The following is a 23,258-nucleotide window of genomic DNA, read 5'->3' on the forward strand; positions in this document are numbered from 1 at the left end:
TCAGATTCATTTTTTCAGGTCTTGCTGTACCTGGTGTACAGGCTTAACCCACGGTTTCTTAGCCTGTACTTCAGCAGGCAAGCTGGAGATGGCGCTTTTGGCTTCGGCCGATGACGCGTAATTACCGCTCACCAACACATACCACGGCTTGCCGTCTCGTGATGTCTGATAAACCAGATAGTTTTTCAGACCCTGCTGCTTAGCAAACGCATTCAGGCTATTGGACTGGGAAGCCCCGCTCAGTTGCAGCGTAAAGTGGCTGCCCGGAGCAGATTTGATAGCACCACCAGTACCGGTTGCTGCGCTTGCCGTCGCAACAGGTTTCGTGGTTTCTTTGGCCGGATGGGATGCCGCAGTCGCAGGCTTTGCCTGTACCGGCTTTTTGGACTCATGGGCTGGCGCGGTGGTATGCGTCTTAGCCGGTTTGGTCACTGCTGGTTTGGTGTTCGCCGTTTGCTGAGGGGTACGTGTCGCGACTGGCGCTTTGCCTTTCGCTGCACCGTCAACGGTGGCAGGTGCCGTCGGCAACGACGTCAAGGATTGCGTACCGGCATTCATGCCATCCTGTGCGGCGGCGTTAACCTGCCCTTGCTGCGAAGAAAGTGCATCAGACATGTCTCCCGGCAGATCAACGCGCTCTTTTGCCTGACCGTTGTCAGGTTGCGGCTGGGCATCGGTCGGCGTAGGCGAAATAGGTGGCATACCCACATTTTGTTGTGGCTGCTGACCATTATTCGCCTGCGCGGTATTACTTGCCTGAGCGGTGTTTTCTTGCGCCTGAGCTGATGGCTGTGCAGGAGCCGCAGCATCATTGCCCGAACCCGACAAATTAATGTCTTTAGGGCCATTGCCCGGTGCATTATTGGTTTCGTGCTGTGTTGGGGCTTTAAGAGCGGAGCCGATACCGACGATCAGTAAAATCAGTACCAAAATGCCTACACCAATCATCAGGTGTTGACGTGATACTGCAAGTTTTGGTGCAGAAGGGGCCGGTTTACGCGAGCGCGGTGGACGGCGATCGCTGGTGTCTGGCTTAAGATCGTCTTCCGGTGTTAAATCATCCATCTAAAACCTCCAACCCGGCTAAAAGCCTGCAAAAGCGGCTTTATGCGGAGCAACTATCCTGACTGATAAATATAACGCTTTGCTGGCAAAGGGTTAATCGGTAAGACAAGGCCTGTGAGATAGCCCACAAACTCTGTTACCGGCAATCCTCAATCGACGCCAGCACCATTTCATGTGACACACCAGAGCGAACTTCAGACTGACCAATCGCTTTCGGTAAAACCAGGCGCAGCTCGCCGGCCAGCACTTTTTTATCACGCATCATGTGCGGCAAATAGGCTTCAGCCGCCATTTCCAAAGGTCCGGTGACAGGCAACCCGGCACGCAGCAGCAGGTTTTTAACTCGCGCAATGTCGGTCAGGCTGAACTGGCCTAAACGATGCGCGGTGTAGCAAGCCATCACCATGCCGGCCGCAACGGCTTCACCATGCAACCAGTTACCGTAGCCCATTTCAGCTTCAATGGCATGCCCGTAAGTATGACCAAGATTAAGCAAAGCGCGCATACCGTTTTCGCGTTCATCGGCAGCGACGACTTCAGCTTTCAGCTCGCAGCAACGACGGATGCAATAGGCCAGCGCATTTATATCCAGCGCTAACAGAGCATCCATGTTGTCTTCAAGCCATACAAAGAAGTCGGCATCCAAAATAATGCCGTATTTTATGACCTCTGCCATGCCGGAAGACATCTCACGGGCAGGAAGAGTGCGCAGGCAATCAAGATCGACCACAACCGAAGCCGGTTGATAGAACGCACCAATCATGTTTTTGCCGAGCGGGTGGTTGACAGCAGTTTTGCCACCAACGGAGGAATCGACCTGAGATAACAGCGTGGTAGGTACCTGAATAAAGCGTACCCCACGCTGATAACTGGCGGCAGCAAAGCCGGTCAAATCGCCAACCACGCCGCCACCGAGGGCAATAAGCGTGGTATCACGACCATGAGGTTTTTCCAGCAGAGCCGAAAAAACCTCATTAAGAACAGACAGGGATTTGTATTGTTCACCATCAGGCAGTATCACCTGATCAACACGAACGCCTGCCTGCTCCAGGACTGAGCGAACTGAGTCCAGATAGAGAGGTGCCAGAGTCTGGTTTGTCACCAGCATGACCTGATCACCCGCCTTTACAGGCATAAAAGAAGCCGGATCGTGAAACAATCCGGCAGCAATCGTAATGGGGTAGCTTCGCTCCCCTAACGTTACGGTAATCCTCTCCATTTCGCGCTCAGTGACCTTCTTAACTTACACCCTCAGGCAATAACAGAATGCCAAAAATCAGTTGCTTTCCAACATGTTAATGATTTGGTTGGCAACCACTTTGGCGCTTTGATCGTCAGTACGGATAGTCACATCCGCAATTTCTTCATACAGCGGATTGCGTTCTTTCGCCAGTGCTTCAAGCACTTCGCGTGGGGGTGCACTCACCTGTAATAATGGACGTTTTTTGTCGCGTTGTGTACGCGCCAATTGTTTTTCGATGGTAGTTTCAAGATAGACGACAACGCCACGCGCTGACAAACGGTTACGGGTTTCACGTGATTTAACAGAACCCCCGCCGGTCGCCAGAACGATGCCTTGCTTTTCTGTGAGTTCGTTGATCACTTTTTCTTCGCGGTCGCGGAATCCGTCTTCGCCTTCTAAATCAAATACCCAGCCCACATCAGCTCCGGTGCGTCGCTCAATTTCGTGATCGGAGTCAAAAAACTCCATATTGAGTTGCTGAGCTAACTGTCGACCAATAGTGCTTTTGCCGGCACCCATAGGCCCAACCAGAAAGATATTGCGTTTCTCTGCCATGTTTTTTGGTATTACTAAGACAATTCGTTGATGATAACCCGCCCCGCCAATCAAATTAGCGGCGGGACCTAAACTGAAACCTCATGAGCGGTAGTGCGAGATCAGACAAAAATTATCTCAACACTCTTGGTAGTTTGGCAACCGAATAAATCGCATCGCGCGCCGCGGGAGGGAAACCGTACGTTTTTATCGGCGTTTCAGCAGTCATTAAAAATCACGGTGCTCAATTCGGTAACCCTTGTAAGCTAAATCGGCCGCAGCGTCAAACTCAGAAGCCTTTCGTGACACAAAAAGTTGCATAAGCTCAACGCTATTCTGCCGTTTTAGTCACGCCAACACCCCGATTAATGGCGGCTAATTAAGGTTGGTGTAATAAAAATGACCAATTCGCGGCGCTTCATGCTTTTTGTTTGCTGTTTGAATAAAGATCCCACGACGGGGATGTCACCGAGCACCGGTACTTTATTTTCCGTGTTCTGATTTTGGCGCTGAAAAATGCCACCTAACACAATAGTTTCTCCATCTTTGACCGTTACCTGAGTCTTAATTTCCTGTTTATCGATGGCAAGCGCTTCGCCTTCAGCCTGTTTGATGGTGCGCCCCGGCATGTTCTGACTGATTTGTAGCGCCAGCGTAATATCACCGTTACGCTGAATTTTCGGCGTAACCTCCATGCCCAGCACCGCCTCTTTAAATTCTATCGACGTGCTTCCGCTAGCCCCGCTGGAAACCTGATAGGGGATTTCCGTCCCCTGTTTGATGCTGGCCGTCTGCATATGCGCAGTCAGCAGGCGCGGGCTGGCGATAATTTCCACCTGATCTTCCTGCTCCAGCGCCGTCAGCTCCAGATCCAATATTCGCCCGCTGATGTGTGCCAGGTTAAAGCCCATCGTCGCAATGGGGTTCTCCACCGGCATTCCCATGCTGAAGTTATTCATTCTGACCGATTTTGTGATCGGGTTGTCACCCGTAAATCCCCAGCGGACACCAAGCTCACGCAGACTCTCAGTGTTCATCGTGACAATATGGGCAGCCAGTTGTACCTGCTGTAATGGCGTATCCATCTCTTTTAACCAGGGCGTGATGGTATCGAGCGCATGCCGGGTATCGCGGATTAGCAGCGTATTAGTACGAACATCAGCAGAAGCATGGCCTTTATCTGACAACAACGTTCCTTTCTGTGCATTCAGGCTGGCAGCGGTTTCGGTAGCATCTGCATTTTGCAATGCCAGCGTCAGGCTCTCCAGCGGGCGCTGCTGAAGTTCACGCTCGCTCTCCTCCTGCTGTTTTTGCCGTTGAGCCGCGGGATCAATTTGAGGAAAGATCATCAGCACGTTGCCCTGCTGCCGCAGCGTCAGCTTTCCCATCTGCAGGATGATCTCCATCGCCTGCTGCCATGGTACTTCTGTCAGCCGGACGCTGAGTTTACCTTCCACACCCGGCGCGGTGACCAGATTCATCTGGCGGTGCTCGGCCAGCGCCTGCAAAATGACGGTTAGCGGCGTGTCCTGAAATTCCAGGGTAACGGGCTTTATAGCCGCTTGCTCCGCCGCCATACAGGGACCATTCAGCGCCAGTAACGCGATAATTGCTGCCCCCCATACGGCTCTTTTAACTCTCTTCATTTTTTTTCCTCTCCCTGGAATTTCATTGGCTGAAGCCCACTCTGGCGCGACAATGTCAGCGAATGTTGTTTTTCAGCACAAGGTTCGCGCTGTAAGTTGAACGTAATTTGCCCGTTCCCGACGGCAACAACCTGCCAGCCGGATTGATCATCACGCCACCCGACCTCAGCGGGTTGCCAGCCACGGCCGGGCCATAACATCCAGCCCTGCTGATGTTCTGTATCACTAATCATTCCTCCCAAAGTCACATCCCTGAGGGTGTTGGCGTTATCCGAACAGTCCTCAATATCCTGTGCAGAAAACGGATCACGCTTTACTCCTTCAGCAGTTGAAAGCGCGGAGAAAATCGGCGAATAAAACGGTTCTTCTGCGAGCGCGAGCGTAATGTGAAGCAACGGTTTTTCCGCACGCAACTGCAACTGACGCACCACCGGTGCTGCCGGATCGTTGAGTAACCCCGTCAGCAGCGCTAACACCCCTTTGAAATCTGACCGGAATGTCAGAGTTCCCCGTTCTTCATTTTCAACACCACCGGCCTCAGGCTGCCATTGTAAAAGCGTGCCTGCCGACCGGTGTAATGGCCCGGCGATTTTATCCACCAGAGTTATCCCCGCGGAGCTCACGGGCTTTAAAAGCGCCAGTTGCTGCAAAAGTTCATTCAGCGAAGGCTGTTCCAGTAAACTGCGCTGCTGCGCAGAGAGACTTTTTTGCAGAGCCTCTGCGTCTTGCAGGCCCTGCTGCAACTCCCGGATCGGGGCTTTCAGCATCGTTAAATAGAGCAGAAACCACAGAGTGAGACCACCCGCTATCCACAATGCCCATTGCTGCCACCGAGGTCGCTCCATCATCTGGCTGAAGAACAGTGAAAAGATATTGCTCATGGCGTAATCCTTCACTGGATGCCCGACTGCTGTGCAAACCGTATCTGTAAGACAAACCGCAGGTTCTGCGCTGGCAGACGCTGGATATCCAGCAAACGAACCTCACTGAATAGCGCGTCATCTTTCAATCTCTGAGCAAATTCCATCACAACCGGATACACGGCGCTTTCGCCACGCAGCTGAATGCGCCCTTCCGGCTCGTCGATCAGTTCTGTCAACCACAGGCTGTCAGGAATATGTCTGGCGAGGGAGGTCAGCAGGGCGAGATATCCCAGACTTTTAATCCGCCGCTGCTCCTGCTCTCTGGCGACGCGTTGCAACGTCTGTAGCTGCTGCGTCGCACCATTGACTTTTTTAAGCTGCAAGGCTAACCGTGTCTGGCTGTCGCTCAGCATCAGCAGGTGGCTTTGTTCTTTGCGCAACGCATGTCGCGTGGAAGCAGACCAGAGCGACATCAGCACCGCCGTCAGCGTGATGAATAGCATAACGTGCTGCAGCCACTGCCTCTGCTGCTGCCGTTGTTGAATGCTGCGCCAGGGCAGCAGATTAACATGTAGCATTAGCGGTCCTCCGGGCGCAGGGCCAGACCGGTGGCGAGCGTAAAAGCCCCCGGATTCGCCGGAAGAGGCGGCAAGAGTTGCCCGATTGCCGTTAACGGTGACCAGGCAAGCACGCCTGCGGGCAACGCTTCGGTATTCACGCTACTGAACAGACATTCTTCATCGCATAACTTTGCTGCCCGATACTGTTCACGGACGCGGAATACAAGCTGGGCAATATCGCCGATCTCATTTTCATCAAACATGCCAAATTGGAAAGGCAGCCCGTGAGGCGCAGCCCATAACCAGCCATCATCCAATCGGTGCAGTAGCAGTTGTTCAGCGCTGACACCCGCCGCACTGGCCGCTGACTGCAACGCACAGGGTGCGAGTTCAAAGACGTCGGGAAAGAGGCGGGACTGGGCCAGGCAGTGTTGCCACTGTTGAATCTCCTGCTGCCTCGCCGCCGTGACAATAATATTTTTGTCGCCACAGGGATCCGTCCGGTAGTCCATCACCAGTTGCTCGACACTCAGCGGAAAATGGCGCGCTGCGCTGGAGAAAATAAAGGCGCTGCGCATGGTTGCGCTAAGGCGGTCATCCGGCGGAGGAAGGATGTGCTGCATGGCTCGCTGAGCAGGAAGAGAAATACGCAGCGAGATCTTTGCCGGCAGGGTATTACGCCAGACAGATAAAATAGCGGAAAGCGGCGCGCTCTCATGTAAAATCCCCCCGCGCAGCGTGAGGGGCGGTAATGGGTGTTGCCACCAATGCCGTAATTGCCAGCCGTAACGGCGTCGCTGAACCGCGATCGCCCGGGCATAACCGGCTTGAATATCCAGACCTACCTGCCATGCTTGTAGTCGCATTTTCGCCCAATCTCCATAGGGTCAAGTTAAGAAAAGAACGTATCCATGTCGTAGGCTTGCCTTTATACTACCGCGCGGTTGTTTATAAACTGCCCAATTGACACTAAATGGGAAATCTCAGGTGAAGTTCGTAAAGTATTTTTTGATTCTTGCACTGTGTTGCATTTTGCTGGGAGCAGCCTCGATATTTGGCTTGTACAAATATATCGAGCCGCAGCTGCCCGATGTCGCCACGCTCAAAGACGTGCGCTTGCAAACACCGATGCAGGTTTACAGTGCTGAAGGCGATTTAATCGCCCAATACGGCGAAAAACGTCGTATTCCCCTGAAACTTGGCCAGATCCCTCCGGAGATGGTTCATGCATTCATCGCAACCGAAGACAGCCGTTTTTATGAACATCACGGCGTTGATCCGATCGGTATTTTCCGTGCAGCTTCTGTGGCACTGGTCTCTGGCCATGCTTCCCAAGGGGCAAGTACCATCACTCAGCAGCTGGCACGTAACTTCTTCCTGAGCCCGGAACGGACACTGACGCGTAAGATCAAAGAAGCGTTTTTGGCGATCCGCATCGAACAGATGATGACCAAGGATGAGATCCTTGAGTTGTATCTCAATAAGATCTACCTCGGCTACCGCGCTTATGGCGTAGGGGCGGCGGCGCAGGTCTATTTCGGTAAGGATGTCAGCCAGCTGACGCTCAGCGAGATGGCCGTGATTGCCGGACTACCAAAAGCGCCATCAACGTTCAACCCGCTTTACTCTCACGACCGCTCTCTGGCGCGTCGCAACACTGTGCTGTCCCGTATGCTTGATGAGAAATACATCACCCAGGCACAGTATGATGAGGCACGTGCTGAACCGCTGGTCGCCAATTACCATGCACCGCATATTGAGTTTTCTGCGCCGTATCTGACAGAAATGGTGCGTCAGGAGATGGTGAAACGTTATGGCGACAACGCCTATAACGACGGCTACAAGGTCTACACCACCATTACCAAGAAAACCCAGTTGGCCGCTCAGGAAGCCCTGCGCACCAACGTGCTGAACTACGATATGCGTCACGGCTACCGTGGGCCGTCGAATCAGCTGTGGAAAGTGGGTGAAACACCTTGGGATGAGAACAAAATTGTTCAGTCCCTGAAAACCCTGCCTGTTTATGGCCCGCTCTTCCCTGCGGTCGTGACACAAATTGACGGTGAACAGGCCACGGCCACCATGGCAAACCGCGCGGTGATTTCATTGCCGTTTAGCGGAATGCGCTGGGCACGCCCTTTCCGTTCCGATAACAGTCAAGGGCCAACGCCGAAGAAAGTATCTGATGTGGTGCAGCCTGGTCAGCAGATCTGGGTGCGTAAAGTGGGTGATGTCTGGTGGCTGACACAGGTTCCTGATGTGAATTCTGCCATTGTTTCCCTGAATCCGAACGATGGCGCAGTAGAAGCGCTGGTTGGTGGTTTCGACTTTAATCAGAGCAAATTCAACCGTGCAACGCAGGCATTGCGTCAGCTCGGTTCGAACATCAAACCGTTCCTTTACACCGCTGCGATGGACAAAGGCCTGACGCTGGCGACCATCCTCAACGACATGCCGATCACCCGCTGGGATGCCGGTGCCGGTCAGGACTGGCGTCCGAAGAACTCACCACCAACTTATGCAGGCCCAATTCGCCTGCGTCAGGGGCTGGGTGAGTCGAAAAACGTGGTGATGGTGCGTGCGATGCGTGCGATGGGTGTCGATTATGCGGCAGAATATCTGCTCCGCTTCGGCTTCCCAGCGGCCAACATTGTTCACTCAGAATCACTGGCGCTAGGTTCTGCGTCCTTCACGCCGCTGCAAGTTGTTCGTGGTTATGCTGCGCTGACTAACGGTGGTTATCTGGTTGACCCCTATTTCATCACCAAAATCGTTGATGAATCCGGTCAGGTTCAGTTTGAAGCCAAGCCGAAAATTGCCTGCCGTACCTGCAACATCCCGGTGATTTATGGTGATTCACAAAAGTCAGCCGTCCTCTCCGATGACAACGTCGAGAACGTCGCGGTTTCCAGCGAAGGCAATAACAACAACAGCGTGCCGATGCCGCAGCTTGAGCAGGTTCCGGCTGGCCAAGCTCAGCAGGACGGTGATCAGCAGTACGCGCCACATGTGATCAGCACACCGCTATCGTTCCTCATCAGTGATGCGCTCAACACCAACATCTTTGGTGAACCGGGCTGGATGGGAACAGGCTGGCGTGCAGGGCGTGACCTGAAACGTCATGATATCGGCGGCAAAACGGGTACCACCAACAGCTCCAAAGATGCGTGGTTCTCCGGCTATGGCCCGAACGTAGTGACCTCTGTGTGGATCGGCTTTGACGATCACCGCCGTGACCTTGGTCGTTCGACGGCGTCAGGTGTCATTCCTGACCAGATTTCTGGTGCGGAAGGCGGTGCCAAGAGTGCTCAGCCAGCCTGGGATGACTACATGAAAGCCGTGCTTGATGGCGTACCGGAACAGAAACAGACCCCGCCACCGGGTATTGTGACGGTCACCATCGATAAACAAACCGGCAAACTGTCTGATGGCGGTGGCGCAAGCCGCCCTGAATATTTCATCGATGGCACTCAACCGACTGAACATGCTGTTCACGAAGTAGGGACGACGCTGATGGACAACGGTCAGGCGCACGAACTGTTCTGATGAACTAAAGACGTCAAAAAAGCCGGTCATGCATGTACGCAGGCCGGCTTTTTTTATGGGGAAGATTACGCTAAATGAATCAGTGGCTAAACGGCGTTTCTCATCAGGAAATCGCGAGCAAGAAACAGTGCGCTGACGTTTCTGGCTTCGTTGAAATCTGGCTCGTTCAGCAGTTCCATCATGCGGGCAATCGGCCAGCGGGTTTGTGGCAACGGTTCGGGTTCATCCCCTTCCAGGCTTTGCGGATAAAGCCCTTTGGCGATGACGATATTCATGCGACTTGAGAAGTACGAGGGCGCCATGGTCAGCTGCATCAGGTAATCAAAATGCTGAGCGCCATAACCCACCTCTTCCATCAACTCACGGTTCGCAGCCTCAAGCACACTTTCGCCCGGATCAATCAGCCCTTTAGGGAAGCCTAATTCATAACCGTCGATACCTACGGCATATTCGTGGATCAGCAGCAGATCATCCCCGATGACCGGGACAATCAGTACCGCTTCACGATTAGACGGGCGCATACGCTCATAAACACGCTGCACGCCGTTGCTGAATGTGAGATCAACGGATTCGATGGTGAACAAGCGTGAGCTCGCTACCTTTTCTATTTTCTGAATCTCAGGTTTTTGCAGGTGCTTATCCATGTGTTCCCCAATTTATTGTTCACCTGATATCGGTGTCGCAATGGGTTCAATTTATTGTCACTTGATGGCATTGTGCGTTAATGCGAACCTTTATCGCAATATTTGTGCGACATAAATTCGGTGTAACGTTATCCACAGGGGAATTTTCGCATTGGAGTTCGCGATCGGCTTCTCAAACCCGATAAAAATCTCTAACAAAAAACCACACTATTAAAAATAGGATTATACCGATACCCGTCGCGGTGAGATTATTGGTATGATCAAAAGTGGCTGTTTTTACGGAAAATGTAAGAAAAATAACAATGAATAACTATGTCATTCCAACGCATCGACATCAGTCATCTTAGTCAGGGGATCGGATGAGCACAGTAGTCGTTACACTTTTTTTATTGTGTATCACCGTCATTGCCGCTGGGTTATTCCTTTGGTTTATCGTACGACGCCGTAATACGGCGACGTCGAGCGTTCATTTCTCCAAACCCAACCAACGTAAGATGACGCAGCAGGAACGTGACGCCGTCGAGCAATACCTGCGTCAGAATGAAAAACTCAGCCAAACACCTATCACACATCGCAGCGATCTCATGGTTCTTCGCGATAAGCTCACGCTGACGGCCAAAAGCGAAAATGTCTATACCATCACTCGCGCGATCACCCGTTATGGTGTTGCCAGCGAAGATCCCAATAAATGGCGTTACTTTCTCGATACGACTGAAATCCACCTGCCTCCGTTCTGGGAACAGTATATCGCGCATGAAAATCACGTTGAGTTGATCAAAACTCAGACGGTCCCTCTGGTTATCTCGCTCAATGGCCACTCGCTTGTCGACCATATTTATGAACGCCCAACCCCTGCCCCTTCTGTCATTCCAGTGCCGCCGCAAAACGCCTCGATTCGTCACGAAGAGAGTGAGCATATTCAGCTGGTAAAAGTGCGTCATGAAACCCGTGAAGAGCACGCTCTGACCCGCTCCAACGGCGTGCGCGAAGCGCTGGCGATATCTGCGGTAATGCTGCTGCTGTTTATCACACTGGTCGGCCCGGCGATGATCCTGCCGTGGACGATGGCGATCGCGGCTGTGCTACTCGGCTGGGCAGGCTGGCGTTTGCTGGCTGAACGGCTGGGGAAAAATCGTAAGGAGATCCACTGTCTGCGTGGCCAGCCTAAACGCTGGGGTCTGTTTGGTGAGTCCAAACAGGGTGATATCAGCAATATTTCATTAGGTGCTGTCGATCTGGTTTATCCACCGCACTGGCAGCCTTACATTAGCAGGAATTTAGGGCAACCGACCGACGTCGAGCTCTATATGAACAGCCATGTAGTCCGTCAGGGTGCGTATCTTTCACTGCATGACGAAGTTAAAAACTTCCCGTTGCAGCAGTGGGGGAAAAACCTGGTACTGGCCGCCAGTGCGCTGGTGCTGCTGCTGATGTTGCTGATTTATGTTCCCCTCGGCCTGCCGCTGAAACTCAGTGTTGCCTGGTTACAGGGCGCACAAAGCACGCAAGTGAACAGCGTACAGGTATTGGAAAAAACTCCACTGCGCGTGGGCGATACGCTTAAAGTACAAGGCACAGGTATGTGCTACGTTCCTCCGGCCAATGCCCGAACGGCACCCGGCGGGTTCGTGCCGTTTGATTGCTCCGGTATTTACTGGAATGAAGCACCGCCCCTGCCGATGCCGGAATCAGAATTAATTGATGCCGCCACTGCGCTGCTGACCACCGTCAATACTCAGTTGCATCCGGGCGACAGCACCGAACAAAATATCAACCCGCAGTTGGCCACCGCCATTGAGAAATCGGGCATGATCTTGCTGGATGACTTCTCTGACATCGTGCTGAAAACCCAGGCGCTTTGCAGCAACAGCGATGACTGCGTCAGGCTGAAAAATGCGCTGGTCAATCTGGGCAATGCGGATAACTGGGCAACGCTCGTGAAACGCGCGAAATCCGGCACGCTGAAAGGCATGAATGTGTTGCTGCGACCGGTCAGTGCCCAGACACTCAGTGAGCTGGTCAATACGGCGACCTCCTCCTTCTTCGCCCACGAAACACGCCGAGCGGCAGAAGCATTGAACAGCCCGCCACCGGGCGGCTTCCTGATCACTAATGACGAAGGTAAGCAGCTGGTAGACCAGCCGGTTCCGCCGGTGTCACTGTATGCGTATAACCCGCTCGCCCAGTGGAAGCAGCTGCAAAACTTGTCCTCCACGTTGTTACACACGCCGTTCAGTGCGCAGGGCGTTATTACCAGCATCAGCATCGATGCCAACGGAACCCGCCATATTTCGCTGCACAGTGAACCGGACATCTCTACGCTGTGGCGCTATATCGGCACCAGCCTTTTACTGCTGTTACTGATTGTTTGCCTCATCACCAACAGCGTTTTGCTGGTGAAGCGCCGGCTGAAAGACAAGCGCCGCATGAATGACATTCAAAATTACTATACCAACTGCTTTAACCCGACGCTGGTCGGTACGTCGGCCCGCCATCTGGACTGACCGCTTTCTGTGTCAGAAGGCCCTGTGCTACCCTGAACCCCTTCCCTGCTATTGAACATTTGCTCCCCGCGGTGGCTGTCTGATGCCACCGGGCGGGCGATATGGAGTTTGCATGTCCCCCGATTTCGACTGGAACACCATTGATACCGTCCTGCTTGATATGGATGGCACCTTGCTGGATCTGGCTTTTGACAGCCAGTTCTGGTTGCAGGACGTCCCTCTGGCGCTGAGCCAGCAACGCGCCATCGCTTTTGACGAAGCGCGGCAATATATTCAGGCTGAATACCTCGCCGTCCAGCACACGATGAACTGGTACTGCTTCGACTACTGGTGCCAGAAGCTGGATCTCGATATCTATCAGATGACTACCGATATCGGCAGCAACGCCAAATTACGCGACGACACTCTTCCTTTTTTGCAGCAATTACGGGCGAGTGGCCGCGAAGCGATTTTGCTGACCAATGCGCATCCGCACAGCCTCGCGGTGAAATGTCAGCACACGGGTTTGGACCAGCACCTTGATTTATTACTTTCCACCCACACATTTGGTTATCCAAAGGAAGATCAGCGGTTGTGGGCGGCAGTGCAGCAGCAAACCGGTTTTGACCCGGCGCGCACCCTGTTTGTTGACGACGGCGAACCTATCCTCAATGCGGCAAAAGCCTTTGGTATCCGCTATTGTCTGGGTATAGAAAATCCGGATTCCACCCTGGCGGACAAGTCATTTGCCGCGCATCCGTCGATTAACGATTTCCGTAGCCTGTTACCTTCGATTCGTCCGGTGGCTGGCAGGGTCGCTTGATCATCGCTCACCTGGGGAGAGACGTATGAAGGGTAAAACGGCAGAAGATGACAACGCGATTCGCCTCGACAAATGGTTGTGGGCGGCACGTTTTTATAAAACCCGTGCGCTGGCGCGGGAGATGGTGGACGGCGGCAAAGTGCATTACAACGGTCAGCGAAGTAAGCCCAGCAAGCTGATGGAAATGAACGCCGAAATCACCCTGCGTCAGGGGAATGACGAAAGAACGGTCATGGTGCTGGGCTTAACCACTCAGCGTCGCACTGCGGAAGAAGCCCAAAAGCTCTATCAGGAAACCGAGGCAAGCGTCGCCAAACGGGAGAAAGTCGCCCTGGCGCGTAAAATGAATGCGATGCCTCATCCGGACCGTCGTCCGGATAAAAAGGAACGCCGCGACCTGATCAAATTTAAAAATGGCGATACTGATTAAACTTCGCCAGGCAGTTAAACAGAGAGAATCTATGTCAAATCACGACCAACTACACCGCTATCTTTTCACTCACCATTCCGTACGCGGTGAGCTGGTTTCACTTAGCGAGACATTCCAGCAGATCGTTGCAGGCCATGACTACCCGGCCGAAGTCCGTACCCTGCTTGGCGAAATGTTAGTGGCCACCAGCCTGCTAACCGCCACCCTGAAATTTGACGGCGACATTACCGTTCAGCTTCAGGGCGATGGCCCGCTGAAACTGGCCGTCATCAACGGCAATAACCTGCAAGAAATGCGCGGCGTCGCGCGTCTGCAAGGTGAAATTGCCCCGGACAGCACGCTGCGTCAGATGATCGGCAACGGCTACATGGTGATCACCATCTCCCCGACCGAAGGCGAGCGCTATCAGGGCGTAGTAGGCCTGGAAGGCGAAACGCTGGCGGAGTGTCTGGAAAACTACTTCATGCAGTCAGAGCAGTTGCCGACGCGAATTTTCATTCGTACCGGCCAGTCTGAAGGCAAACCCGCTGCGGGTGGCTTGCTGTTGCAGGTGCTTCCGGCGCAGGAGACCGATCCGGAAGAGCTTAACCATCTTGCTCAACTGACTCACACCATTAAAGCCGACGAGCTGTTCACCCTGCCAGCTAACGAAGTGCTCTACCGCCTGTACCATCAGGAAGAGGTCACGCTGTATGAACCGCAGGATGTCTGCTTCCGTTGCACCTGCTCACGCGACCGCTGTGCCGATGCGCTGATGACTCTGCCGGACGGCGAAGTGCTCGAAATGCTGGAAGAAGATGGCAAAATCGAAATGCATTGTGACTACTGCGGCAGCGATTATGTCTTTGACGCCATGGATATGGCGACGCTGAAAGCCAGCGGCAGCCTGCCAGAGGCTGACAGCTCAGTTCATTAAGCACCATTAACTCCCCGTAAAACGGAGCAATGTCTGACATTGCTCCGGCTTCATTGCAGCCTTTTTCCTCCGTTACACCATTCACGTGCACTGTCTCGCATAATCACCAAAAATCCCGTCACTGATGCCATTCTTTGATAGCAATCGCGGATAAAACGCCACAAAACCCTACAATTACAGTCAAATTAATCATAGCGGCTGACTGGCCGTTCAGGTTTGACCATTCGATTGAGGAGCAGGGATATGCCAACACGTCATCTCACGAAAGAAACGCTGGCCACCTACGGTATCAACGACACCAGCGAGATCATTTACAACCCCGATTACGACTTACTTTTCAAAGAAGAGACGGCACCGGGACTTGAGGGTTTTGAACGCGGTCAGGTAACTGAATTGGGCGCAGTGAATGTCGATACCGGCATTTTCACCGGCCGCTCGCCGAAAGATAAGTACATCGTACGCGATGACACCACCCGCGACACTGTCTGGTGGGCCGATCAGGGCAAAGGTAAAAATGACAACCAACCGCTGACGCAGGAAGTGTGGAGCGCACTGAAGGAGCTGGTGACGCAGCAGCTTTCCGGCAAACGCCTGTTTATCATCGACGCCTTTTGCGGTGCTAACCCCGACTCACGTCTGAAGGTCCGGTTCATTACCGAAGTGGCCTGGCAGGCACACTTCGTCAAAAACATGTTTATCCGCCCAGACGATGCCGAACTGGAGAACTTCGAGCCCGATTTCATCGTGATGAACGGCGCGAAATGCACCAATCCAAACTGGCAGCAGCAGGGCCTGAATTCCGAAAACTTTGTTGCGTTCAATCTGACAGAACGTATTCAGCTGATCGGTGGCACCTGGTACGGCGGCGAGATGAAGAAAGGGATGTTCTCTGTCATGAACTACCTGTTACCGCTTAAAGGCATTGCCTCCATGCACTGCTCGGCGAACGTCGGCGAAAAAGGCGATGTGGCGATTTTCTTCGGGCTGTCTGGTACGGGTAAAACCACGCTATCCACTGATCCGAAACGTAAGCTGATTGGCGATGACGAACATGGCTGGGATGACGACGGCGTATTCAACTTCGAAGGCGGCTGCTACGCAAAAACCATCAAGCTGAGCAAAGAGGCGGAACCCGACATCTACGGTGCGATCATCCGTGACGCCCTGCTGGAAAACGTCGTGGTCAGCAAAGACGGTAAAATCGACTTCGACGACAATGCCAAAACAGAAAACACACGCGTCTCTTACCCGATTTACCACATTAACAATATCGTTAAACCGGTATCGAAAGCCGGTCACGCCACCAAAGTGATCTTCCTGACCGCCGATGCCTTTGGCGTTTTGCCGCCGGTATCACGCTTGACCGCAGACCAGACGCAATATCACTTCCTCTCCGGCTTCACTGCCAAGCTGGCAGGTACCGAGCGAGGCGTCACAGAACCGACTCCAACCTTCTCTGCCTGCTTCGGTGCGGCTTTCCTTACCCTGCATCCAACGCAGTATGCTGAGGTGCTGGTGAAGCGTATGCAAGCCGCAGGCGCGCAGGCTTATCTGGTTAATACTGGCTGGAACGGTACCGGTAAACGCATTTCCATCCAAAATACCCGCGCCATTATCGACGCCATTCTTAACGGAAAAATCGACGAAGCCGAAACCTTCACCCTTCCGATCTTTAATCTCGCGGTGCCTACAGAGTTACCGGGCGTTGATACGCATATTCTTGACCCACGTAATACCTACGCCAGCCGCGAGCAGTGGGAGGAGAAGGCGCAGGACCTGGCGCAAAGATTTGTGACTAACTTTGACAAGTATACCGATACGGAGGCGGGGGCTAAATTGGTCCAGGCGGGGCCAAAGCTTTAAAAAGCTTGAGGAAACTTTTTAAATCCAACGTCAAAACCGTGGGCTCGCCGCCCACACTGGCCCAAAGGAGGCATAAACGTGCCTCCTTTGGAATCCTGCGTTTTTTAACTGCGCGCTGTCGCTGAATCGGGATGGCCGTGTTCCAGTCACCGCTGTTACAGCCGCAAAATGTCGCCGCTTAAGCGGTGCCCTCACTTCAGGTTCGGACCTGCTCGCATTAAACCCGCTCACAGTTTCTCACCGTTCGTTCGGCATCATTTTTGAATGCGGCCGAAGCTTCTTTAAATTCAAAACCGGCACGATGCTTGCCTTTAATAATGTTGAGGCCGCGTTCAAAACGACGTCGACGAAGAGGTGGAAAACCGTGAGAGGAATTTATTCGAACGGGTTGTAACCCGAACGGAGAGGACCGTGCAGCGGCGGAGTTTGCGGCTATCGTCTTGGCCCATGAAACACGGCCATTGTGACCAGCGCAGCTGCTGTTTTTAAAAGAGCGTAGAGTCCAGAGACCCGCGCGACTGCGGGTCTCTGGTCGGTGTGGGCCGATGCCCACGACCTTGAATTTGAATTTGAATTTGAATTTGAATTAAAAAGATTTAAACGGGGTAAAAGGGGCATCGCCCCTTAAATCAAACCGGTTTTTGCGGTAAGGCCCGCGTAACGACTTTCTCTTGGCCGAGTGGCAACGGCAGATACGCCCGGATGCGTAACCCCCCGCGTGGGCTGCGTCCAATATCCAGAGAGCCTGCATGAGCATCGATAATGCGCTGTACAATGGCCAGACCAAGCCCGGTACCGCTGGTGGTTCGGGCGCTGTCGCCACGCACGAAGGGTTGGAACAGGTGCTTGAGCTGACTCTGCTCAATGCCAGGGCCATCGTCTTCTACTTGGAACCAGCCGCGTTGTAGCTCTTTGCCGCTGCTGACTTTAATCCAGCCATTGCCATAGCGGGCTGCGTTCACCACCATATTCGCCACGGCGCGCTTGATAGAGAGCGGATGCACATTGACCAGCACTTCACCGTCGATCAAGTCACTCTCAATTTCACGCTCATACCCGCTTTCAGCAGCAATCACTTCACCGAGAATCGAGTTCAAATCGCACTCTTCAGTCTGCAACTCCTGACCCGTTCGCAGATAGTCGATAAACTGCTCGATGATGGCATTGCACTCTTCGATATCCTTATTGATGGACTCCGCGAGATAGCCATCGCCGTCACTCATCATTTCTGTCGCAAGACGAATACGGGTCAGTGGCGTTCGTAAGTCGTGGCTGACACCCGCCATCAGCAGGGTTCGGTCGTCCGCAAGTTGCTTCACTCCCGCAGCCATCTGATTAAATGCCCGCGTCACGGAGCGCACTTCGGACGCACCGTATTCACGCAGCGGCGGGGGAATGATCCCCTTCCCGACTTGCAAAGCGGCATGTTCAAGTTCAACCAAGGGTCGGTTCTGAATACGAATAAACAGCCATGCACCGCCAATAGCAAGCAACATGATCGCCAGCGTGTAGCGGAATAACGGAGAGAAATCGCCCTGATGAATTTCGGTCAACGGGACGCGCACCCAGATGTCAGGAGACAACCAGGTTTTGAGCCACACCACCGGGGTATTTTTATTTACTTCAACGCGAACATCGGTCGGGCCACCGAGTTGCTGCGCCATTTGCTGACTGAGGAATTCGTAATGTTGCGCCCAGCGCAGACCGCTCTCTTCAGCCGCGGAATTGGTGTAGAGAGAGATGCCGAGCTCGCGATAAATTTCGCGACGAAACGCCGGTGGCACAGCCAGCAGTGTGCCATCCTCCAGTTGCAACCGGTCGGTCATCAGCATACGAACTTCGTAAGCCAGCACCTTATTGAACTGTTGCAGACTGGGCAGGATGGCAAAGTTCAGCACCACCAGATAGGTCGTCACCAGGCTGACGAACAGCAAGGTGACGATCAACAGCAGGGTTCGGGCAAACGAGCTACGCGGTGAAAAGCGTATTCGTCTCATGCCTTACTGCCGTCCGGCACGAAGACATAGCCCAGGCCCCAAACGGTCTGGATATAACGTGGATGCGCAGGATCTTCTTCTACCATGCGGCGCAGGCGTGAAATCTGCACGTCAATAGAGCGTTCCATGGCGCTGTATTCGCGGCCACGCGCCAGATTCATCAGCTTGTCACGGGACAGCGGTTCACGCGGATGGCTCACCAGCGCTTTCAGCACAGCGAACTCACCACTAGTCAGAGGCATAGGTTCGTCTTCACGGAACATTTCGCGCGTACCGAGATTGAGCTTGAATTTTCCGAAGGAAATAATAGCTTCCTCCTGAGAAGGTGCGCCCGGCAGTTCGTTGGCCTGACGGCGCAGAACAGCACGAATACGAGCCAGCAGTTCACGCGGGTTGAACGGCTTAGGAATATAGTCATCGGCACCAATTTCAAGGCCGACGATGCGGTCCACTTCTTCGCCTTTGGCGGTGACCATGATTATTGGCATCGGATTGCTCTGGCTGCGCAAGCGGCGGCAGATGGACAAACCATCTTCACCCGGCAACATGAGATCAAGCACCATCAGATGGAATGATTCTCGGGTCAGCAGGCGATCCATTTGTTCAGCATTGGCTACGCTACGTACCTGGAAGCCTTGTTCGGTCAGATAGCGTTCTAAAAGTGCACGCAGTCGCATGTCGTCATCAACGACCAGAATCTTGTGATTCTCTTGCATTTTTTATTACTCCCAAAGGCATTAATACCCAAGCCTGTATTGTTAGAAAAATGTGCTAAAACAGACAGCGATTAATGGTATACATTCTAGTCGAAATTGTTACAAAGCTTATGCTTTCCCTAATTTATCAACAATTTTCGTCCAGTAAAGCCTATGTCATCCTTAATAGTACGCTTACCTGCACTTTACCTCTTTACGGCGAAATCGCGTTAGTCATGTTGTACCTTCCACAAGGCTGTGGAAAGATCGCACAATAACGAACAGGCTTACTCTGTGAAAAAAACATGAAAACCAAACTCATTACCCGCGAAGGTTACAACAAGCTCAAGCAAGAACTGGACTTTCTGTGGCGCGAAGAGCGTCCCGAAGTGACGAAAAAGGTCACCTGGGCGGCCAGCCTTGGTGACCGCAGCGAGAACGCAGATTATCAGTACAACAAAAAGCGTCTGCGTGAAATCGACCGACGCATCCGTTATCTGACCAAGTGCATGGAAGAACTGCGCATTGTGGATCACTCGCCGCAACAGGATGGCAAAGTGTTCTTTGGCGCCTGGGTAGAAGTGGAAAATGACGACGGCGACGTTAAATTTTTTCGCATCGTCGGCTATGACGAAATTTTTGGCCGCAAAGATTACATCTCCATTGATGCTCCGATGGCACGCGCCTTACTGAAGAAAGAAGTGGGTGATAGCGCCGTAGTACAGACACCGGTGGGTGACGCACTGTGGTACATCAATGAAATCCATTACGGTGAAGAGCGGCCGGATTCATAAACCGTTCATAAGTCTCAAAACACCGGGCTGAAGGCCCGCAGCGCTGGCAATTCTGAGCTTCAAAACGTATAACTGTCCCCTGATTTTATGTCTCTTACACAGTGAAAAACAGATACCAGACCTATGAATGATCAACTGAGCCGCATTATCGCAACTGAATTGCAGGTTCGCCCGGAGCAGGTTGCTTCCGTGGTGCGCTTGCTGGATGAAGGTAATACCGTGCCCTTTATTGCACGGTATCGTAAGGAAGTCACCGGTGGGTTGGATGATACCCAACTGCGTCAGTTGGACACCCGTCTGAGTTATCTGCGTGAGCTGGAAGATCGCCGCCAGACCATTCTCAAATCGATCGAAGATCAGGGAAAACTGAGCGACGAACTGGGGAAAGCCATCACCACCACGCTGAGTAAAACGGAGCTGGAAGATTTATACCTGCCGTATAAACCTAAGCGTCGTACCCGCGGACAAATCGCTATCGAAGCCGGGCTGGAACCGCTGGCCGAGCTGCTATGGAACGAGCCACAACACGATCCTGATACCACCGCAGCCAAATTTGTTGATGCCGATAAGGGCGTAGCCGATACCAAAGCGGCCCTCGACGGTGCACGTTATATTCTGATGGAGCGCTTCGCCGAAGATGCTGCCCTGCTGGCAAAAGTCCGCGACTATCTTTGGAAAAATGCCCATCTCGTCTCACGCGTGGTCGAGGGAAAAGAGCAGGAAGGTGCAAAATTCAGCGACTATTTCGATCACCACGAACCGATTGCCAAAGTTCCTTCGCACCGCGCACTGGCCATGTTCCGTGGACGCAACGAAGGCGTACTGCAACTGTCGCTGAACGCTGACCCGCAACAAGATGAAACGCCGAAAGAGAGTTACGCCGAACAGCTGATCATCGATCATCTGAAGCTACGCTTAAACAACGCACCGGCTGATGTCTGGCGTCGTGCCGTGGTGAACTGGACCTGGCGTATCAAAGTGCTGCTGCATCTTGAAACCGAACTGATGAGCACCATCCGCGAACGCGCAGAAGACGAAGCGATTAATGTATTCGCCCGCAATATGCACGACCTGCTGATGGCCGCTCCGGCGGGAATGCGCGCCACCATGGGCCTCGATCCGGGCCTGCGCACCGGCGTAAAAGTTGCCGTTGTGGATAACACTGGCAAATTGGTAGGTATTGATACGGTTTATCCACATACCGGTCAGGCCGCCAAAGCCGCGCAGCAGGTTGCCGCACTGTGTATCAAACATAATGTCGAACTGGTTGCTATCGGTAACGGTACCGCGTCACGCGAAACAGAGCGTTTCTTCCTCGACCTGCAAAAACAGTTCCCTGAAGTGAAAGCGCAAAAAGTCATCGTGAGTGAAGCAGGCGCGTCGGTATATTCCGCTTCTGAGCTGGCGGCACTGGAATTCCCAGATCTTGACGTTTCTATTCGCGGTGCGGTTTCTATCGCCCGCCGACTGCAGGATCCGCTGGCTGAACTGGTGAAAATTGACCCGAAATCCATCGGTGTTGGCCAGTACCAGCATGACGTGAGCCAGAGCCAGTTGGCGAAGAAACTCGATACCGTAGTGGAAGACTGCGTGAACGCCGTCGGTGTGGATCTCAACACCGCATCGGTGCCTCTGCTGACCCGTGTCGCAGGCCTGACCCGTATGATGGCGCAAAATATCGTTAACTGGCGCGATGAGAACGGCCAGTTCCGCAACCGTGAACAGCTGCTGAAAGTCAGCCGTTTGGGACCAAAAGCCTTCGAGCAGTGCGCGGGCTTCTTACGTATCAACCACGGCGATAACCCGCTGGATGCCTCGACGGTTCACCCGGAAACCTACCCAGTGGTGCAGCGCATTCTGGCGGCGACAAATCTCGCGCTGAGAGAGCTGATGGGCGACTCCAACGCGCTGCGCAGCCTGAAGGCCAGCGAGTTCACCGACGAACGTTTCGGAATGCCAACCGTTACCGACATCATCAAAGAGCTGGAAAAACCGGGGCACGATCCGCGCCCAGAGTTCAAAACTGCCACCTTTGCCGACGGCGTCGAAACCATGAATGACCTGATGCCGGGCATGATTCTGGAAGGGTCGGTCACTAACGTCACTAACTTTGGTGCGTTTGTGGATATCGGCGTGCACCAGGATGGTCTGGTGCATATTTCCTCTCTGGCGAACAAGTTCGTCGAGGATCCGCACACCGTAGTGAAGGCGGGGGATATCGTCAAAGTCAAAGTGATGGAAGTGGACCTGCAGCGTAAACGTATCGCCCTGACCATGCGTCTCGACGAACAGCCGGGTGAAGCGCCAGCGCGGCGAAACAGCGGTACCGTAGCACCCGCGGCGACAAATGGCCGTGACCAGCAAAAACGCGGTGTACCGAATAAACCGGCCACGCGACCATCATCAAACAATGCGGGCAACAGCGCCATGATGGATGCACTGGCCGCCGCGATGGGGAAAAAGCACTAAAAGCTACCTGTTCATTTGTAAACCAAAGCCGCTGAATTTCAGCGGCTTTTTTCATGACTTTAGAAAGACCCTGTTTGCTGAATGATAACTAATCACGCAATCACTGAGTTAAATCAATAAAATCGCAAGGGTGGCGGCATAGGATATCCCTGTGATGAAGGCTGTCGCGTAGGGGTACAGAGGAGAATATCCTTTTTTTATTCCCTTGCTCACGAATTGATTATGATAATTATTCTCGTTTTTACTTCTTTGAGTATTTGACCTAATCTCCAATAGATGAGCATTTTTGGCTCCTGATAAATCACACATTATTTCGCAATGACCAGTGGAAATCCTGGCAAGGAAGCGCGGCGCATTAAACAACTGCCGCTCCCATAACGCCTGAACGCTTCGCGAGGAACTATGCAACTTATCTCACAACGTGCTTACAAAATTATCGGTTTCTCTGCTGAGATAAGCCCGGCGTACCGGCAGAAACTGTTGTCACTGGGTATGCTACCCGGTTCATTGTTCAATATTATTCGCGTTGCGCCGATGGGCGATCCGGTGCAAATCGAAACTCGTCGCACCAGTTTGGTTGTGCGCAAAAAAGACCTCGACCTATTGAAACTTGAAATCCAGGCCTGCTAATTTTTCAGTGCGGGCCGTTCTTTTTGCCCCCATCTCTTCCCTTTTATTTCCACACAG

19 protein-coding genes are annotated in these 23,258 nt (G+C 53.1%); 9 read left to right on the forward strand and 10 right to left on the reverse strand.

The window, feature by feature from the left end:
* Positions 1-6: 6 nt before the first annotated feature.
* The 7 genes from ACZRKO_RS17845 to ACZRKO_RS17875 form a co-directional block, all read right to left on the reverse strand.
* Positions 7-1,065 carry an SPOR domain-containing protein gene (locus tag ACZRKO_RS17845; RefSeq protein WP_463738583.1) on the reverse strand — a complete coding sequence of 353 codons (1,059 nt, stop codon included), beginning with the start codon at positions 1,063-1,065 and terminating at the stop codon, positions 7-9.
* A 136-nt stretch (positions 1,066-1,201) separates the two neighbouring features.
* Positions 1,202-2,284, reverse strand: a complete 1,083-nt coding sequence (gene aroB, locus ACZRKO_RS17850) for a 3-dehydroquinate synthase (RefSeq protein WP_463738584.1) — start codon at positions 2,282-2,284, stop codon at positions 1,202-1,204.
* Between the two features lie 57 nt (positions 2,285-2,341).
* A complete protein-coding gene (gene aroK / locus ACZRKO_RS17855) occupies positions 2,342-2,863 on the reverse strand; it encodes a shikimate kinase AroK (protein WP_104923635.1) in 522 nt (173 codons plus the stop codon).
* 344 nt (positions 2,864-3,207) lie between these two features.
* The gene (gene hofQ, locus ACZRKO_RS17860) at positions 3,208-4,488 is read right to left on the reverse strand and encodes a DNA uptake porin HofQ (RefSeq protein WP_463738585.1); all 1,281 of its coding nucleotides are present in this window, start codon (positions 4,486-4,488) and stop codon (positions 3,208-3,210) included.
* On the reverse strand, positions 4,485-5,369 hold the full coding sequence (locus ACZRKO_RS17865) for a hypothetical protein (protein WP_463738586.1): 885 nt from the start codon (positions 5,367-5,369) through the stop codon (positions 4,485-4,487). Before ACZRKO_RS17865 ends, hofQ begins: the two co-directional genes overlap by 4 nt.
* 11 nt (positions 5,370-5,380) lie before the next feature.
* Positions 5,381-5,929 (reverse strand): PilN domain-containing protein, encoded by a 549-nt coding sequence (locus ACZRKO_RS17870; protein WP_463738587.1) that lies wholly within the window; start codon positions 5,927-5,929, stop codon positions 5,381-5,383.
* Positions 5,929-6,777, reverse strand: a complete 849-nt coding sequence (locus tag ACZRKO_RS17875; RefSeq protein WP_463738588.1) for a pilus assembly protein HofM — start codon at positions 6,775-6,777, stop codon at positions 5,929-5,931. The genes ACZRKO_RS17870 and ACZRKO_RS17875 overlap by 1 nt, the downstream gene beginning before the upstream one ends.
* A gap of 121 nt (positions 6,778-6,898) precedes the next feature.
* Between ACZRKO_RS17875 and mrcA the strand changes: the two genes are divergently transcribed.
* Positions 6,899-9,457, forward strand: a complete 2,559-nt coding sequence (mrcA, locus tag ACZRKO_RS17880; RefSeq protein WP_463738589.1) for a peptidoglycan glycosyltransferase/peptidoglycan DD-transpeptidase MrcA — start codon at positions 6,899-6,901, stop codon at positions 9,455-9,457.
* Between the two features lie 86 nt (positions 9,458-9,543).
* Here the strand turns inward: mrcA and nudE are convergent, their stop codons facing one another.
* Entirely contained in the window at positions 9,544-10,101 is a 558-nt protein-coding gene (nudE, locus tag ACZRKO_RS17885; RefSeq protein ID WP_463738590.1) for an ADP compounds hydrolase NudE, read from the reverse strand.
* Between the two features lie 359 nt (positions 10,102-10,460).
* Here nudE and ACZRKO_RS17890 point away from each other — a divergent pair, with 359 nt between their 5' ends.
* From ACZRKO_RS17890 to pckA, 5 genes are all read left to right on the forward strand, one after another.
* Positions 10,461-12,605, forward strand: a complete 2,145-nt coding sequence (locus ACZRKO_RS17890) for an intracellular growth attenuator family protein (RefSeq protein ID WP_463738591.1) — start codon at positions 10,461-10,463, stop codon at positions 12,603-12,605.
* Positions 12,606-12,717: 112 nt separating this feature from the next.
* Positions 12,718-13,407, forward strand: coding sequence for a GMP/IMP nucleotidase (gene yrfG, locus ACZRKO_RS17895; protein ID WP_463738592.1), 690 nt, complete (start codon positions 12,718-12,720; stop codon positions 13,405-13,407).
* A gap of 25 nt (positions 13,408-13,432) precedes the next feature.
* Positions 13,433-13,837 carry a ribosome-associated heat shock protein Hsp15 gene (hslR, locus tag ACZRKO_RS17900; protein WP_463738593.1) on the forward strand — a complete coding sequence of 135 codons (405 nt, stop codon included), beginning with the start codon at positions 13,433-13,435 and terminating at the stop codon, positions 13,835-13,837.
* Between the two features lie 31 nt (positions 13,838-13,868).
* On the forward strand, positions 13,869-14,753 hold the full coding sequence (gene hslO / locus ACZRKO_RS17905) for an Hsp33 family molecular chaperone HslO (protein WP_463738594.1): 885 nt from the start codon (positions 13,869-13,871) through the stop codon (positions 14,751-14,753).
* A gap of 243 nt (positions 14,754-14,996) precedes the next feature.
* On the forward strand, positions 14,997-16,616 hold the full coding sequence (gene pckA, locus ACZRKO_RS17910) for a phosphoenolpyruvate carboxykinase (ATP) (protein WP_463738595.1): 1,620 nt from the start codon (positions 14,997-14,999) through the stop codon (positions 16,614-16,616).
* 629 nt (positions 16,617-17,245) lie between these two features.
* Here pckA and envZ read toward each other — a convergent pair.
* A complete protein-coding gene (gene envZ / locus ACZRKO_RS17915) occupies positions 17,246-18,613 on the reverse strand; it encodes a two-component system sensor histidine kinase EnvZ (RefSeq protein ID WP_463738596.1) in 1,368 nt (455 codons plus the stop codon).
* Entirely contained in the window at positions 18,610-19,329 is a 720-nt protein-coding gene (gene ompR, locus ACZRKO_RS17920) for an osmolarity response regulator transcription factor OmpR (protein ID WP_049597277.1), read from the reverse strand. Before ompR ends, envZ begins: the two co-directional genes overlap by 4 nt.
* Positions 19,330-19,613: 284 nt before the next feature.
* On the opposite strand from ompR, the gene greB reads away from it, so the two are divergent.
* The 3 genes from greB (at position 19,614) to feoA (ending at position 23,201) form a co-directional block, all read left to right on the forward strand.
* A complete protein-coding gene (gene greB, locus ACZRKO_RS17925) occupies positions 19,614-20,102 on the forward strand; it encodes a transcription elongation factor GreB (protein WP_463738597.1) in 489 nt (162 codons plus the stop codon).
* A 123-nt stretch (positions 20,103-20,225) separates the two neighbouring features.
* A complete protein-coding gene (locus ACZRKO_RS17930) occupies positions 20,226-22,571 on the forward strand; it encodes a Tex family protein (RefSeq protein ID WP_463738598.1) in 2,346 nt (781 codons plus the stop codon).
* Positions 22,572-22,973: 402 nt separating this feature from the next.
* Positions 22,974-23,201, forward strand: coding sequence for a ferrous iron transporter A (gene feoA / locus ACZRKO_RS17935; protein WP_463738599.1), 228 nt, complete (start codon positions 22,974-22,976; stop codon positions 23,199-23,201).
* The last annotated feature ends 57 nt before the right edge of the window (positions 23,202-23,258 follow it).

It is taken from the genome of Ewingella sp. C233 (genome assembly GCF_055407225.1).

Excerpts from the sequence above, each read along its gene's own strand:
- ACZRKO_RS17845 (WP_463738583.1), bottom strand. The coding sequence starts at position 1,065 with ATGGATGATTTAACACCGGAAGACGATCTTAAGCCAGACACCAGCGAT.
- aroB (WP_463738584.1), bottom strand. The coding sequence starts at position 2,284 with ATGGAGAGGATTACCGTAACGTTAGGGGAGCGAAGCTACCCCATTACG.
- aroK (WP_104923635.1), bottom strand. The coding sequence starts at position 2,863 with ATGGCAGAGAAACGCAATATCTTTCTGGTTGGGCCTATGGGTGCCGGC.
- hofQ (WP_463738585.1), bottom strand. The coding sequence starts at position 4,488 with ATGAAGAGAGTTAAAAGAGCCGTATGGGGGGCAGCAATTATCGCGTTA.
- ACZRKO_RS17865 (WP_463738586.1), bottom strand. The coding sequence starts at position 5,369 with ATGAGCAATATCTTTTCACTGTTCTTCAGCCAGATGATGGAGCGACCT.
- ACZRKO_RS17870 (WP_463738587.1), bottom strand. The coding sequence starts at position 5,929 with ATGCTACATGTTAATCTGCTGCCCTGGCGCAGCATTCAACAACGGCAG.
- ACZRKO_RS17875 (WP_463738588.1), bottom strand. The coding sequence starts at position 6,777 with ATGCGACTACAAGCATGGCAGGTAGGTCTGGATATTCAAGCCGGTTAT.
- nudE (WP_463738590.1), bottom strand. The coding sequence starts at position 10,101 with ATGGATAAGCACCTGCAAAAACCTGAGATTCAGAAAATAGAAAAGGTA.
- ACZRKO_RS17890 (WP_463738591.1), top strand. The coding sequence starts at position 10,461 with ATGAGCACAGTAGTCGTTACACTTTTTTTATTGTGTATCACCGTCATT.
- yrfG (WP_463738592.1), top strand. The coding sequence starts at position 12,718 with ATGTCCCCCGATTTCGACTGGAACACCATTGATACCGTCCTGCTTGAT.
- hslR (WP_463738593.1), top strand. The coding sequence starts at position 13,433 with ATGAAGGGTAAAACGGCAGAAGATGACAACGCGATTCGCCTCGACAAA.
- hslO (WP_463738594.1), top strand. The coding sequence starts at position 13,869 with ATGTCAAATCACGACCAACTACACCGCTATCTTTTCACTCACCATTCC.
- pckA (WP_463738595.1), top strand. The coding sequence starts at position 14,997 with ATGCCAACACGTCATCTCACGAAAGAAACGCTGGCCACCTACGGTATC.
- envZ (WP_463738596.1), bottom strand. The coding sequence starts at position 18,613 with ATGAGACGAATACGCTTTTCACCGCGTAGCTCGTTTGCCCGAACCCTG.
- ompR (WP_049597277.1), bottom strand. The coding sequence starts at position 19,329 with ATGCAAGAGAATCACAAGATTCTGGTCGTTGATGACGACATGCGACTG.
- greB (WP_463738597.1), top strand. The coding sequence starts at position 19,614 with ATGAAAACCAAACTCATTACCCGCGAAGGTTACAACAAGCTCAAGCAA.
- ACZRKO_RS17930 (WP_463738598.1), top strand. The coding sequence starts at position 20,226 with ATGAATGATCAACTGAGCCGCATTATCGCAACTGAATTGCAGGTTCGC.
- feoA (WP_463738599.1), top strand. The coding sequence starts at position 22,974 with ATGCAACTTATCTCACAACGTGCTTACAAAATTATCGGTTTCTCTGCT.